At 73.5% G+C, this 14,925-nt stretch carries 11 protein-coding genes; 5 read left to right on the forward strand and 6 right to left on the reverse strand.

Annotated elements, in window-relative coordinates:
- Positions 1-65 precede the first annotated feature (65 nt).
- From ACLJWH_RS03450 to rsmI, 6 genes are all read right to left on the reverse strand, one after another.
- Entirely contained in the window at positions 66-965 is a 900-nt protein-coding gene (locus ACLJWH_RS03450; RefSeq protein ID WP_411140039.1) for a 4-(cytidine 5'-diphospho)-2-C-methyl-D-erythritol kinase, read from the reverse strand.
- Complete coding sequence (gene rsmA / locus ACLJWH_RS03455) at positions 962-1,879, reverse strand: 16S rRNA (adenine(1518)-N(6)/adenine(1519)-N(6))-dimethyltransferase RsmA (protein ID WP_411140040.1); 918 nt, start codon at positions 1,877-1,879, stop codon at positions 962-964. The genes ACLJWH_RS03450 and rsmA overlap by 4 nt, the downstream gene beginning before the upstream one ends.
- Positions 1,880-1,952: 73 nt before the next feature.
- A complete protein-coding gene (locus ACLJWH_RS03460; RefSeq protein WP_411140416.1) occupies positions 1,953-3,056 on the reverse strand; it encodes a ubiquitin-like domain-containing protein in 1,104 nt (367 codons plus the stop codon).
- Between the two features lie 721 nt (positions 3,057-3,777).
- Positions 3,778-4,698, reverse strand: coding sequence for a TatD family hydrolase (locus ACLJWH_RS03465; protein ID WP_411140041.1), 921 nt, complete (start codon positions 4,696-4,698; stop codon positions 3,778-3,780).
- A gap of 33 nt (positions 4,699-4,731) precedes the next feature.
- The gene (locus ACLJWH_RS03470; protein ID WP_411140042.1) at positions 4,732-5,178 is read right to left on the reverse strand and encodes a hypothetical protein; all 447 of its coding nucleotides are present in this window, start codon (positions 5,176-5,178) and stop codon (positions 4,732-4,734) included.
- 188 nt (positions 5,179-5,366) lie between these two features.
- Positions 5,367-6,236, reverse strand: a complete 870-nt coding sequence (gene rsmI, locus ACLJWH_RS03475) for a 16S rRNA (cytidine(1402)-2'-O)-methyltransferase (protein WP_411140043.1) — start codon at positions 6,234-6,236, stop codon at positions 5,367-5,369.
- Positions 6,237-6,341: 105 nt separating this feature from the next.
- Between rsmI and ACLJWH_RS03480 the strand changes: the two genes are divergently transcribed.
- The 5 genes from ACLJWH_RS03480 to ACLJWH_RS03500 all read left to right on the forward strand — a co-directional run bounded on the left by ACLJWH_RS03480 (position 6,342) and on the right by ACLJWH_RS03500 (position 14,866).
- Complete coding sequence (locus ACLJWH_RS03480) at positions 6,342-8,078, forward strand: dolichyl-phosphate-mannose--protein mannosyltransferase (RefSeq protein WP_411140044.1); 1,737 nt, start codon at positions 6,342-6,344, stop codon at positions 8,076-8,078.
- Between the two features lie 318 nt (positions 8,079-8,396).
- Entirely contained in the window at positions 8,397-9,599 is a 1,203-nt protein-coding gene (locus ACLJWH_RS03485) for a serine hydrolase domain-containing protein (protein ID WP_411140045.1), read from the forward strand.
- A gap of 302 nt (positions 9,600-9,901) precedes the next feature.
- Positions 9,902-10,258, forward strand: coding sequence for a VOC family protein (locus ACLJWH_RS03490; RefSeq protein ID WP_411140046.1), 357 nt, complete (start codon positions 9,902-9,904; stop codon positions 10,256-10,258).
- Between the two features lie 300 nt (positions 10,259-10,558).
- Positions 10,559-12,964, forward strand: a complete 2,406-nt coding sequence (locus tag ACLJWH_RS03495) for an ATP-binding cassette domain-containing protein (RefSeq protein WP_411140047.1) — start codon at positions 10,559-10,561, stop codon at positions 12,962-12,964.
- A gap of 246 nt (positions 12,965-13,210) precedes the next feature.
- Positions 13,211-14,866, forward strand: a complete 1,656-nt coding sequence (locus ACLJWH_RS03500) for a penicillin-binding transpeptidase domain-containing protein (protein WP_411140048.1) — start codon at positions 13,211-13,213, stop codon at positions 14,864-14,866.
- The last annotated feature ends 59 nt before the right edge of the window (positions 14,867-14,925 follow it).

Below are 14,925 nucleotides of genomic sequence, written 5' to 3' on the forward strand. Positions count from 1 at the left end.
GCCCGGCCGCCACCGGGGTACGGGGCCCCGGAGCCCGGCATACGGGTCCCGGCCCCGCCGCCGCCCTACCGCAGCGTCGCGCCCGGCGCCGGGGAGCCGGCGACCCGCGTCCGGCGGCAGGTGCCGGAGGCCAGCAACTCCTTCGCCACCCGCTCCGCCACCGCGGCGTCCGGCACCAGGAACGCGGTGGTCGGCCCCGATCCGGAGACCAGCGCGGCCAGGGCGCCGGCCGCGGTGCCCGCGTCGAGCGTCGCGGCCAGCTCGGGCCGCAGCGAGAGCGCCGCCGCCTGGAGGTCGTTGCCGAGCGCCGCGGCGAGCCCGGTGGCGTCGCCGGCGGCCAGCGCGGCCAGCAGCGCGGGGTCCGCCTCGGCGGCGGGCACCTCCCGGCCCTGCGTCAGCCGGTCGAACTCGCGGTAGACGGCCGGTGTGGACAGTCCGCCGTCGGCCACCGCGAAGACCCAGTGGAAGGTGCCGCCGACGGTCAGCGGCGTCAGCAGCTCGCCCCGGCCCCGCCCCAGCGCCGCCCCGCCGACCAGACTGAACGGCACATCGCTGCCCAACTCGGCGCAGATGTCCAGCAGTTCGTCGCGGCTCGCGCCGGTGGACCACAGTGCGTCGCAGGCCAGCAGGGCGCCCGCGGCGTCCGCGCTGCCGCCCGCCATCCCGCCCGCGACGGGGATGTCCTTGGCGATGTGCAGATGGACGTGGGGCGCGATGCCGTGGCGGGCCGCGAGCAGTTCGGCGGCGCGGGCCGCCAGGTTCGTCCGGTCCAGCGGGATCCGGTCGACGTCGTGGCCCTCGGCGGTGATCCGCAGGGTGTCCGCCGGCGCGGCGGTGACCTCGTCGTAGAGGCCGACGGCGAGGAAGACGTTCGCCAGGTCGTGGAAGCCGTCCGGGCGGGCGGCGCCGACGGCCAGCTGGACATTGACCTTGGCCGGTACGCGGACGGTGACCGGGGCGCTCATGCCGCCTCCCCCGCCTGCCGGATGCCCGGGGTCCCGCCGGGACCCTTGTGCTCGGCGATCCGCGCGAACTCCTCGACGGTCAGTGCCTCACCGCGGGCCTGCGGCGAGACCCCCGCCGCGCGCAGCGCGGCCTCCGCCGCGGCGGCGCTGCCGGCCCACCCCGACAGCGCGGCCCGCAGCGTCTTGCGGCGCTGGGCGAAGGCGGCGTCCACCACCGCGAAGACCTCCGCGCGGCTCGCGGTGGTCTGCGGCGGCGCGGCCCGCCGGACCAGCGAGACCAGCCCGGAGTCGACGTTCGGCGCGGGCCAGAAGACACTGCGGCCGATCGAGCCGGCCCGCTTGACCTCGGCGTACCAGTTCGCCTTGACCGACGGCACGCCGTAGACCTTGTTGCCGGGGCGGGCGGCCAGCCGGTCGGCGACCTCGGCCTGGACCATGACCAGGGTGCGGTCGATGGTGGGGAACGTCGCGAGCATGTGCAGCAGCACCGGCACCGCGACGTTGTACGGGAGGTTGGCGACCAGCGCGGTCGGGGCGGCGCCGGGCAGCTCGGTGACCTGCATCGCGTCGCGGTGGACCAGCGCGAAGCGGTCGGCGCGGTCGGGCATGCGGGCCGCGATGGTGGCCGGCAGCGCGGCCGCCAGCACCTCGTCGATCTCGACGGCGGTGACCCGGTCGGCGCACTCCAGCAGCCCCAGGGTCAGCGAGCCGAGGCCGGGGCCGATCTCCACCACGACGTCATCGGGGCGCACGCCCGCGGTCCGCACGATCCGGCGGACGGTGTTGGCGTCGATGACGAAGTTCTGGCCGCGCTGCTTGGTGGGGCGCACGCCCAGCGCGGCGGCCAGCTCGCGGACCTCGGCGGGCCCCAGCAGAGGGCCGGTCTCGTCGGTGGTGCTGCTGCTGTCACTCATGCCGAAGCCTCGCCGCGCGCCGCCGTGGTCACCCACGGTGCGCGCCTTTCCGTTGTTCGCTCGCTGCGCTCGTTCACCGGTGAAGCTTACGGCCGCACACCGGCCACGGGCTCGCGCCCCGGATGATGTAGAGCTTCTTGGCGCGGAAGGTCTGCTCCGCGGCGGAGGCGTCCTGCGGGCGCCCGCTGCCGCCGAGCCGGTGCCAGGTCCTGATGTCGAACTGGTAGAGGCCGCCGAAGGTGCCCGACACATCCACGGCGTCCACCCGCCCGCCCGCCTCGCACCGCGCGAGCGCGCCCCAGGCCAGGCCGTCGGTGCCCCGGACGGAGACCGGCAGCGTCTTGGTGCCGACGTGCACGATCTGCTCGCGCGGCGCCCGGACGGTCTCGGCGCCGAGCGGCTGCGGCTTCTGCCGGACGCCGTTGACGGTGCGCAGCCGGAAGGTGACGCGCCGCACGCCGGGCCGCCCCTGCTGGACCACCGCCTCGGTGCCGCGGGCCAGCCCGGGGTCGTTGCGCCGGACCGTACGGAACGGGATGAGCTCCTCGCGGACCTCCTTGATGCCGGTGATCCGCAGCACGGAGACGGTCTGGCCCTCGCGCGGGAAGCTGTCCGCCGGCACCGAGGTGGTGTCCTCGTCGCGCAGCGCGAGACCGGCCTGTGCCAGGGCCTCGCGGACGGTGGCGGCGTTGGTGCGGACGCGGTGCTCATGGCCGTCGGCGACGAAGACCACCGTGCGTTCGGTGCGGACGGCCAGTTCCAGGCCGTGCCGGCCGATGCGCTGGGAGCGGGAGCTGGAGAGGTAGGCGCCCTCGGCGCGGACGCCGAGCTGGTGCAGCGCGCCGCCGACGGTGTCGGCGGTGGTCCACACCTGGCGGCGCTGCCCGTCGAGGGTCAGGACGAGCGGCCGGCCGTGCCGGACGGCCACCTCGTCACCGCTGGTCAGGGGGGTGCCGGGGGCGGGTGCGACGAGATCGTGCCGACCGATGTCGAGATGCTCGTCGGCCAGCAGGTCATCGACGTCGTCGGCGAAGGTGTGCAGGGTGCGGGGGGTGCCGTCGACGCTGAGCCGGATCGCCTTGTCGTGGGCGACGAAGGCGGTGGTGCCGCCGGCGAGGAAGGCGACGACCAGCGCCTGGGGCAGCAGCCGGCGCAGCGATTCGGGGCGCTGCACCAGGCGCCGGCGGCGGCCCGCGGCGCGCCGGGCGGCGGCCCGGCCCCCCGGAGCGCCCGGAGTGCCCGGAGCGGGCGCGGCGCTCGGAGCGGGCGGGGCCTTCGGGGCCTCGGGGCGGACGGAGGCGTACGGGTTGGCCGGGTGGTACGGGGCGGCCGGGGGACGCGGGGCGGCCGAGGGGTACGGGCGGTAGGGAGGGGCCGGGGCCCGGGGCGCGGCCTGGGCGTAGGGATTGGCCGGGGGGTACGGGATGCTCGGGGGGTACGGGCCGGGCGGGACATAGGGACCGGCGGGGGCGTACGGGGTGTACGGAGGGGCCGGGGCGGCTGCCGTACCCGGTGCACCCGGAGCAGCTGCCGTACCCGGCGCCCCTGGGGCGGCTGCCGTACCCGGTCCCCCCGGGGCGGCTGCCGTACCCGGCGGGGTCTCCGTGGCCGCCGGCTGGCGGGGCAGCAGACCGCGCCGGCCGGCGGCCTGGGGATCGTACGGGGCATACGGACCGTACGGGGCGTCGTACGGCGGTCTGTAGGGCGGGCCGGCGGCGCCCGGACTCCGGCTGTGACGGCCACGCGCGGCGCGGTGGCTGCTCTGCGAATGACTCACGACGCTCCACATGCCACAGATGCGGTTGACTGCCGGAATGTAGCGGAGCGGAGGTGACTCTCCAAAGTTGGCCCGCTACGGAACGTCGTCACGCCGGAGTACGCCGGCGCCCGCGGCCGCCTCAGTAGCCGAAGGCGCGCGCCGTGTTCGCCGCGACGGCTGTCGCCAGCGCGTCCTCCGTCTCCCCCTTGACCTGGGCCATCGCCCGCAGGGTGACGGGGATGAGGTACGGCGCGTTCGGCCGTCCGCGGTACGGCGCGGGGGTGAGGAACGGGGCATCGGTCTCGACGAGCACCAGTTCGGACGGGGTAACCGCGAGCGCATCGCGCAGCGGCTGGGCGTTCTTGAAGGTGACGTTGCCCGCGAAGGACAGGAAGTAGCCCGCGGCCGCGCAGGTCTTCGCCATCTCGGCGTCGCCCGAGAAGCAGTGGAAGACGACCCGCTCGGGCGCCCCCTCCTCGCGCAGGATCCGCAGCACATCCTCGTGTGCCTCCCGGTCGTGGATGACCAGGGTCTTGCCGTGCCGTTTGGCGATCTCGATATGGGCGCGGAAGGACCGCTGCTGGGCGGCCATGCCCTCGGGGCCGGTACGGAAGTGGTCCAGGCCCGTCTCGCCGACGCCGCGGACGTGCGCCAGGGCGGCCAGCGCGTCGATACCGTCCAGCGCGGCGTCCAGGGCGGCGTCGCCACCGGGCCGGCGGGCGCCCTGCCGGGACCAGCCGTCGGGGTCGCCGAGGACGATCCGGGGCGCTTCGTTGGGGTGCAGCGCGACCGTGGCGTGCACCCCGTCGTGCGCGGCGGCGGTGTCCGCGGCCCACTGCGAACCGGCCAGGTCACAGCCGACCTGCACCACCGTGGTGACGCCGACCGAGGCGGCCTTGGCGAGCGCTTCGGCGACCGTGCCGTCCTGCATGTCCAGGTGGGTGTGCGAGTCCGCGACCGGGACCCGAAGCGGTTCGGGCAGCGGTGGCGGTACGTCCTTGGCCGCTTTGGCGGCCTTTGCCGCCGGGCCTGCTACGGGTTGGGGGGCTTGCTGTGCCATGGCCGCGATCCTACGAGGACCGCGGCCGACGCCTCATCCGCGGTGGTGGTGGAACGGGTGCAGCAGGTCGGAGAGGTGCCAGTGGTGGCGTTCGCCCTCCGCGGCGGTGCTGCCTGCGGCGGCGCCCTCGGCGGCGGAGCCGCGCCGGTTGCCGTGCTTGGTGCCGTGCTGGCGCTGATGCATGCTGGCGATCGCGTTCGAGACCATCGAGACCTGACCGGCGCGCATGATGCGTACGACGTTGCCGCCGCAGTTCAGGCAGGTGGGCCGGGTGAGCGGGGACGGCACGCGCTCGCCGTCCGCGTAGTAGACGACGTGCGTCTGACCGCCGGCGTCCACCTGGTGCTGTATCTCGTACGCCTGCTCCCAGCCGTGGCCGCATCCCATGCACGCGAAGGCGTACGCCTCGCGGGCGGCCGGCTCGGACCGGGGGGTGGGCCGGGCCGCACCCGTGGCAGGGGTCTGTGCGATCTCGCTCATTGCCGCTCCTCTTGTCCGCTGGACAAGGTCTTGGGGACGAGCGTCCCGCCTCCCAGTGGACGCCTTTCCCGGCCGCGGCGCAGCTGAGCTTCTACCTATTGGCCCAGATTTGGCAGGTTGTAGGAAAAGCGCCCCGCTACCCGACCCCGCGCTTTACCTTTCCAGGCCATTCGTTTACCTAATGAAAGTCATTTACCCGGTGCGGCTCCGGCACGGGCCGCGTTCTTCGCCGCGACCACGGCGTCGAAGACCTCGCGCTTGGGCAGTCCGGCGTCCGCGGCGACGGCGGCGATGGCCTCCTTGCGCCGCTCCCCCGCCTCCTCGCGGACCTGCACCCGGCGCACCAGCTCGGCGGCGTCCAGCTCCTGCGGCCCGGTGTCCGGGGCGCCCTCGACGACGACGGTGATCTCGCCGCGTACGCCCTCGGCCGCCCAGGGGGCCAGCTCGCCGAGCGGTCCGCGCTTGACCTCTTCATAGGTCTTGGTCAGCTCGCGGCAGACCGCGGCCCGCCGGTCCGCGCCGAAGACCTCGGCCATCGCGGCGAGGGTGTCGTCCAGCCGGTGCGGCGCCTCGAAGTAGACCAGCGTGCGCCGCTCGTCCGCGACCTCGCGCAGCCGGGAGAGCCGCTCGCCCGCCTTGCGCGGCAGGAAGCCCTCGAAGCAGAACCGGTCCACCGGCAGCCCGGAGACGGCCAGCGCGGTGAGCACCGCACTGGGCCCCGGGACGGCGGTGACCTTGATACCGCGTTCGACGGCGGCGGCGACCAGGCGGTAGCCGGGGTCGGAGACGGACGGCATACCGGCGTCGGTGACCAGCAGCACCCGCGCGCCGCCCGCCAGCGCGTCGGCCAGCTCGGGCGTTCTGGCCGCCTCGTTGCCCTCGAAGTACGACACGACCCGGCCGGCCGGGTGCACGTCCAGCGCCTGGGTCAGCCGGCGCAGCCGCCGGGTGTCCTCGGCGGCGATCACATCGGCGGCGGCCAGCTCGGTGGCGAGCCGCGGCGGGGCGTCCGCCACCTCGCCGATGGGCGTTCCTGCAAGTACCAGCGTTCCAGTCACCCCTCCATCCTCCCAGCCCGGCGCCGCGCCCCGCCCCGCCGGCCACCGCGGCGCCGGCCACCGCCCCGCGCCGTGGCACGCCGGTCCGCCGGCGGCTTCCCTACGATGGGCCGGGTGACGAGTGACACCGCGACCGACGCAGCCGCCCCGCGCGCCCACGAGCCGGCCACCGAGCCCCCCGTGTGGCAGCGGCGGCTGCGCCGCTTCGGGTACGTGGGCCGCCCGCGGGGCGATGTCCGCGCCCGGCTGGTGCCCGCCTTCCCGGAGCCGGACACCCGGCTGTGGGCGCTGTGCGGCCTGGGCCCGGCCGCCGCGGGCCGGCTCGCCCGCTGGTCGGGCTGGGGCGGCCCGCTGCTGGTGACGCTCTTCGCCGGGGTGCTGCGGTTCTGGCAGCTCGGCAGCCCCCGGAAGGTGATATTCGACGAGACGTACTACCCCAAGGACGCCTGGGCGCTCCTCCAGTACGGCTACGAAGGCACCTGGGCCAAGAACGCCAACGACGCGCTGCTGGCGCACCCGCCGCAGATCCTGCTGTCGCCCGAGCACTCCTATGTCGTCCATCCGCCGCTGGGCAAGTGGCTGATCGCGGCCGGTGAGTGGGCGTTCGGCATGAACCCCTTCGGCTGGCGGTTCACGGTCGCGCTGCTCGGCACCCTGTCGGTGCTGCTGGTCTGCCGGATCGGCCGCCGGCTGCTGCGCTCCACGGCGCTGGGCTGTCTGGCGGGCGCGCTGCTGGCCGTCGACGGGCTGCACTTCGTGATGAGCCGCACCGCGCTGCTGGACCTGATCGTGATGTTCTGGGTGGTGGCCGCGTTCGGCTGTCTGCTGGTGGACCGGGACCGCACCCGGGCCCGGCTGGCGGCGGCCCTGCCGGTCGGCCCCGACGGGCTCGCGCGGCCGGACGCGGACGTCGGCGGCCGGCTGCGGCTGGGCCGGCGGCCGTGGCGGATCGCGGCCGGGCTCTGCCTGGGCCTGTCCGCCGCCACCAAGTGGAACGGTCTGTACTACCTCGCCGCGTTCGCCCTGATGGCCGTGGTGTGGGACATCGCGGCGCGCCGTACGGCCGGTGCCCCGCGCCCGCTGCGCGCGGTGCTGCGCCGCGATGTGCTGCCCGCCTTCGGTGCCACCGTCGTCGTCGCGCTCGCCGCCTACCTCGCCTCCTGGTCGGGCTGGCTCGCGACCAAGGGCGGCTACTACCGCGACTGGGCGACCACCCCGGAGGGCCGGGACAGCGCCTGGACCTGGCTGCCGGACTGGCTGCGCAGCCTGTGGCACTACCAGACCGAGGTCTACGCCTTCCACACCGGACTGACCACCCCGCACACCTACCAGTCCAACCCGTGGAGCTGGCTGGTCCTGGGCCGCCCGGTCTCGTACTTCTACGAGTCCCCCAAGGCCGGCCAGGACGGCTGCACGGCGGCGGAGGGCTGTGCCCGCGAGGTGCTGGCGCTGGGCACACCGCTGCTGTGGTGGGCGGCCTGCTTCGCGCTGCTGTACGTCCTCTACCGCTGGCTCTTCAAGCGGGACTGGCGGGCCGGCGCCATCGCCTGCGGGGTCGCGGCCGGCTATCTGCCGTGGTTCCTGTACCAGGAACGCACCATCTTCCTCTTCTACGCGGTGGTGTTCGTCCCGTTCCTGTGTCTGGCGGTGGCCATGCTGATCGGCGCGCTCATCGGCCCGCCGGGCTCGACGGAACGGCGGCGCACGGTCGGCGCGGTGGGCGCCGGCGTCCTCGTCCTGCTCATCGTGTGGAACTTCATCTACTTCTATCCCCTCTACACGGGCCTGCCGCTGCCCAAATCCGCCTGGAACAACCGGATGTGGTTCGACACCTGGATCTAAGGGCTGTCCCGTAATACCTGGCTGGACAGCCCTTAGCAGGAGAGACGGCGGTGGCAGCGCGGGCCGCTCGCGGGCGGCCGCCGCCGTCGTCGCCATTCACCGCCGGTCGATTGCCGGTCGTTGCCGGGGTGCGGAACGGCAGGTACCCGGGGGCACGGGCTCGCCGGGGAGCCGGGGGTTCTCCCTACGTCGCAGGGGCGTGCTGACCGGACGTCGCATGGGCGTGCTGACCGGCTGGTCCGGTGGATCTCGGGCACGCAGGCTGGACACGACCGGTTTTCCGATGCAGCCAGCCGGTTGCACAGAGGGAGTTCACCCATGTCCGACCGTTCTCAGCAGCCCCGGCGTGTCCGCACGGCAGCACCGTCCAGGCCGCGGCGGGCCGTCACGGCGGTAGCGGCGCTGGCTGCCGCCCTGGCCGTGGCCGGCACGTTGCCCGCGGGGGCGGCGGAGTCCCACGGCTCTCGTGAGGTCGTACGCAAGGGCCTGGAGCGGCTGGTGACCGACGACCGGTTCCCCGCCGCGCTGGCCGCCACCATCGACCGTGACGGGCGCACCCGCGACTACACCGCCGGTGTGGCGGACGTGAAGACCAGGGCGAAGGTGCCGGTGGACGGGCAGGTGCGGGCGGGCAGCAACACCAAGGCGTTCACCGCCACGGTCGTGCTGCAACTGGTCGGCGAGGGCAAGGTCCAACTCGACGCCCCCATCGAGAAGTACCTGCCGAACCTGGTGCGCGGCAAGGGCATCGACGGCCGCAAGATCACGGTGCGCCAGCTGCTCCAGCACACCAGCGGACTGCCCGAGTACACCAACTTCCTGGGCGAGGAGGCCATTCTCGGCAAGGGCCGTCACACCTACCACCAGCCCCGTGAGCTGCTCGATCTGGCGCTGGCCCACAAGGCGGACTTCGCCCCCGGGACCAGCTGGTCGTACAGCAACACCAACTACGTCCTGGCCGGACTGCTCATCGAGAAGGTCACCGGCCGCCCGGTCGCCGAGCAGATCACCCAGCGGATCATCGACCGCATCGGCCTGCGGCACACCTACTTTCCCGGTGTGGGCGACCAGGGCATCCGCGAAGCCCACCCCCGGGGCTACTTCGCGGCGAAGCCCGGGGCACCACTGGAAGACATCACGGAGATGGACCCTTCCTGGACCTGGTCCGCGGGGCAGTTGGTCTCCACCCCCGGCGACCTGAACCGCTTCTTCTCCGAGCTGATCGACGGCAAGCTCCTGCGGCCCGCCGAGCTCACCCAGATGCGTACCACCGTCAAGGTCCCCAAGGAATTCGATTCGGGGTCCGGCATCCGGTTCGGGCTGGGGCTGACGAGCACGCCGCTGAGCTGCGGCGGCCTGATGTGGGGGCACCGCGGTGACACCCCCGGCTACCACACGCGCACCGGTGTCACCGTTGACGGCCGCGCCGTCACGACCGCCGTCACCGCCAGCCCGGCGCCCACACCGAAGGGCCTCGCCCACGCCGACGCCGTCCTCGACACCACCTTGTGCGAGAAGTGACGGCCGGCACGCCGCGGTGACGGCGCGAGCGGACCGGTGACCCCGCGCTCACCTCCGCACGGTCGGCCTCCGTGTGCGGTGAGCGGGTAGCCCTCGGGGCCCTCGGGGCCCTCGAAGGAGAACACCGGCCCGTACGGGCTCTTCGGGAGTTCCCGCCGGGGGCCGCGTCGTCGGGGGGCGCCGCCGGGCGCCGGTTCGCGAGGCGCGGAAATCGCCCTCCGGGGCCATCGGGCTGTCGTTTTCCGGTCTTCACATTCGTCCTTAAGCTGGACAATCCCGAACGGACCACGACAGGAGTGATCATGACCGGCTCTTCCACCCAGGGCATCAAGACCGTGCTGCATCCCGTTTCCGACCTGGCGGCGGCCAAAGCCGTGTACACCGCGCTGCTCGGCGTACCGCCGCAGGCCGACGAGTCGTACTACGTCGGCTTCGAGGCCGGGGGTCAGCACATCGGGCTGGTGCCGGGCGGCGGGCCCCAGGGCATGACCGGGCCGGTGGCCTACTGGCACGTGCCGGACATCGCGGCGAAGCTGGCCGAGGTGACCGCCGCGGGTGCCACGGTGCAGGAGCCCGCGCACGATGTCGGCGGCGGCCGTCTGGTGGCCACCGTCACCGACCCCGACGGCAACGTCCTCGGGCTGCTCCAGGACCGCTGAATACCGACGCCCGGCTCCCGCGCCGGGCGTCGGGCCGGTTTCGCTCCCCCTCGCGCCGCACCCGGGCCCGGCGCGAGGGGAACGGGCTGCCCGGCCGGGCACTGACGGGCGACGGCCACCCGCCGGTCCGCGCTTCGGCGGGCCCGCCGCGTGGCCGGGGCCGAGCGGTGCCACGGGCCGGAGCGAAGCAGAACCGGACGAACAAAAACCGGACGTACCCTTCGAAGCCGGTCGGATCGAGAGCCGGGCGACGCCGACGGAGTCCGCGCGGGCGGCCCCGCCCCACACGAGGGAGAGACGATGAGCACAGCCACGAGGACGGACCCGCAGGCGCCTGCGCCGCACGTCGCCGACAGCCACGGTCTGATCCGCGTGCACGGCGCGCGCGTGAACAACCTCAAGGACGTCAGCGTCGAGATACCCAAGCGCCGGCTGACGGTGTTCACCGGCGTCTCCGGCTCGGGCAAGAGCTCGCTGGTGTTCCACACGATCGCCGCGGAGTCACAGCGGATGATCAACGAGACCTACAGCGCCTTCGTCCAGGGCTTCATGCCGACGCTGGCGCGGCCCGAGGTCGACGTGCTCGACGGGCTGACGACCGCGATCATCGTCGACCAGCAGCGGCTGGGCGCCGACCCCCGCTCCACCGTCGGCACCGCCACCGACGCCAACGCGATGCTGCGCATCCTCTTCAGCCGGCTCGGGCAGCCGCACATCGGCCCGCCCGGCGCGTACGCCTTCAACGTCCCCTCGGTCCGGGCGAGCGGCGCGATCACCGTCGAGCGCGGTGCCGCCGCCAAGGCCGTGAAGACGACCTTCACCCGCACCGGCGGCATGTGTCCGCGCTGCGAAGGCCGGGGCACGGTCTCCGACCTCGACCTCACCCAGCTCTACGACGACGCCAAGTCGCTCGCCGAGGGCGCGATCACCGTTCCCGGCTACAAGGCGGGCGGCTGGAACTACCGGCTCTACAGCGAGTCGGGCTTCTACGACCCGGCCAAGCCGATCCGCGAGTACACCGAGCAGGAGCTGCACGACTTCCTCCACCGCGAGCCGACCAGGATGAAGATCGCGGGCATCAACATGACCTACGAGGGTCTGCTCCCGCGGATACAGAAGTCCATGCTCGCCAAGGACCGGGAGGGGATGCAGCCGCACATCCGGGAGTTCGTCGACCGGGCGGTCACCTTCACGTCCTGCCCCGACTGCGGTGGCACCCGCCTCAGCGAGGCCGCCCGCTCGTCGAAGATCCAGGAGGTCGGCATCGCCGACGCCTGCGCGATGCAGATCAGCGACCTGGCCGAATGGGTCCGCGGTCTCGCCGAGCCGTCGGTGGCGCCGCTGCTCACCGCGCTGCGGCAGACCCTCGACTCGTTCGTGGAGATCGGGCTGGGCTACCTCTCCCTCGACCGGCCGGCGGGCACGCTCTCGGGCGGTGAGGCGCAGCGCGTCAAGATGATCCGCCACCTCGGCTCCTCGCTCACCGACACCACCTATGTCTTCGACGAGCCGACCATCGGTCTGCACCCCCATGACATCCAGCGGATGCACGGCCTGCTGCTGCGGCTGCGTGACAAGGGCAACACGGTGCTCGTCGTGGAACACAAGCCGGAGACGATCGCGATCGCCGACCACGTCGTCGACCTCGGCCCCGGCGCGGGGACGGCGGGCGGCACCGTCTGCTTCGAGGGCACCGTCGAGGGACTGCGGGCCGGCGGCACGCTCACCGGCCGCCATTTCGACGACCGGGCCGCCCTCAAGGAGACGGTGCGGACACCCACCGGCCACCTTCCGGTCCGCGGCGCGACGGCGCACAACCTGCGGGATGTCGACGTCGACATCCCGCTCGGGGTGCTCACCGTCGTCACCGGCGTCGCCGGCTCCGGCAAGAGCTCGCTCGTGCACGGGTCGCTGGGCCGGCGGCCGGGGTCCGCCGGCGCGGACGTGGTGTCGGTCGACCAGAGCCCGATCCGCGGTTCGCGACGGAGCAACCCGGCGACGTACACCGGACTGCTCGACCCGGTCCGTAAGGCGTTCGCGAAGGCCAACGGCGTGAAGCCGGCGCTGTTCAGCGCCAACTCCGAGGGTGCCTGCCCCGGTTGCAACGGCGCCGGCGTCATCCACACCGACCTGGCGATGATGGCCGGTACCGCCACCGCCTGCGAGGAGTGCGAGGGGAAGCGGTTCCAGGCATCGGTGCTGGAGTACCGCCTCGGCGGCCGCGACATCAGCGAGGTGCTCGCGATGCCGGTGACCGAGGCCGAGGAGTTCTTCGGCGCCGGCGAGGCACGGATACCGGCCGCGCACCGCATCCTGGCCCGGCTCACCGACGTCGGGCTCGGCTACCTCGGCCTCGGCCAGCCGCTCACCACGCTGTCCGGCGGCGAGCGGCAGCGGCTCAAACTGGCCACACACCTGGCCGAGAAGGGCGGGGTCTACATCCTCGACGAGCCGACCGCCGGTCTCCATCCCGCCGATGTCGAGCAGCTGCTCGGCCTGCTCGACCGGCTCGTCGACGCCGGCAAGTCGGTCATCGTCGTCGAGCACCACCAGGCGGTCATGGCGCACGCCGACTGGATCATCGACCTCGGTCCCGGCGCCGGCCACGACGGCGGCCGGATCGTCTTCGAGGGCACCCCCGCCGACCTCGTGGCCGCCCGCGCCACCCTCACCGGCGAGCACCTCGCGGCGTACGTCGGCGCCTGACCGGGGCCCGCACGGACGCCTGCCGCGTGCGGCGGCCGGGCGCGCGCAGTCGGGCCCGACCACGGCACCGGACGGGGCGGGGGGGGCGCCCCGCGCCCCGTCCGTCGCCACGTCACTCCGGGCGACAGGACGTCACCGGACCGTGCCCGGATCGAGACGCACGGCTTCCCCCGTGTCCCATAGAGTGCGACACACGCTCTTGTGTACGTATATCCAAGGGCGAGGATCTGGGAGGGGATCGGTGCCATGCGCCGTGAGGTGAAGTACGGGCTGATCGGCGGATCGGCGGCCCTGGTCGCGGGAGTTGTCGGCGGATTCACACTGTTCGGCGGCTCGGACGACACATCGCCGCAGGCGGTCCGGGCGGCGGACGCCAAGGCGGGCGACCAGGTGCCCCAGGTGCCGACCGGCCCGCTCACCGCCGACGAAGTCCACACGACGGCACAGCAGTTCCTCACCGCCTGGCAGTCCGGCGACACCGCGAAGGCCGCCGGACTGACCGACAGCCCCGACACCGCGAAGGGCGCGCTGGAGGGCTTCGCCAAACAGGCGCGGTTCTCGAAGGTGCAGCTGACCCCGGGCAAGCCGGCCGGTGACAAGGTGCCGTACACCGTCGCCGCCGAGATCGACTTCAAGGGCGCCAAGGCACCGTTCTCGTACGGCACTTCGGTGCACGTGCAGCGCGACAGGACCACCGGTGAGCCGCGGGTCGCCTGGCAGCCGGCGGCCCTCCACCCCGAACTGGGCAAGGGCGACACGCTGCGTACCGGCGAGGCCGAGGCGCCGCCGATCAAGGCCGTGGACCGCAACGGCACCGAGCTGACCCCCGAGGCGCATCCGGCGCTGGCCGGGGTGCTGGACAGCCTGCGGAGCAAGTACGGCGACAAGACCGACGGCAAACCGGGCGTGGAGCTGTACATCCACCGGGCCAAGAGCGACAAGGCGAGCGCGCAGCAGCCGGACAAGACGCTGAAGGTGCTCGCCAAGGGCACCCCCGGTGTCCTCAAGACGACCCTGGACGCCCGGCTCCAGGCGGCGGCCGAGAAGGCCGTCAAGGGCAAGAGCTCGGCGTCCGCGGCGGCGGTCAGACCCAGCACCGGGGAGATCCTGGCGCTCGCCAACTCCCCCGAGAAGGGCTTCAACATCGCCGCCCAGGGGTCGCTGGCCCCCGGCTCGACGATGAAGATCGTGACGGCGGCGCTGCTGCTGGACAAGGGTCTGACCGCGCCGGACAAGCCGCACCCGTGCCCCCAGTACGTCACGGTCGGCGGCTGGAAGTTCCAGAACCTCAACAAGTCCGAGATCAAGAGCGGCACCTTCGCGCAGAGCTTCGCCGCGTCCTGCAACAACGCCTTCATCTCGCAGGCCGAGAAGCTCGCCGACGACGATCTGACGAAGGAGGCGCGGGACGTCTTCGGCATCGGCCTGAACTGGCAGACCGGCATCCCCACCTTCGACGGCTCGGTGCCGGTGCAGCACGACGCGCAGATGGCGGCCTCGCTGATCGGCCAGGGCGGGGTGCGGATGAACCCGCTGACGGTCGCCTCGCTCGCCGCGACGGTCCGCGCGGGCTCCTTCCACCAGCCGTACCTCGTCGCGCCGTCGCTGGACAACCGGACGCTCGCCAAGGCCGCGGGCGCCATGAAGCCGGCGACGGCGGCCGGGCTGAAGTCGCTGATGCGGCTGACCGCGACGTCCGGTACGGGCGCCGAGGCGATGGCCGGGATCGGTGGTGACATCGGCGCCAAGACGGGCTCCGCGGAGGTCGACAACCAGGACAAGCCCAACGCCTGGTTCACCGCCTACCGCGACGATGTCGCCGCGGCGGCCGTCGTCCCGGCGAGCGGCCACGGCGGCTCCAACGCGGGCCCGGTGGTCCGCGCCATCCTCACCGCGAGCTGACGACAGCGGACCGGCGACGGCGGACCGGCACCCGCGGACCGACGACGGACGGACCGCGG

This window comes from Streptomyces sp. x-80 (assembly GCF_046549095.1).
GTDB classification, from domain to species: Bacteria; Actinomycetota; Actinomycetes; order Streptomycetales; family Streptomycetaceae; genus Streptomyces; species Streptomyces celluloflavus.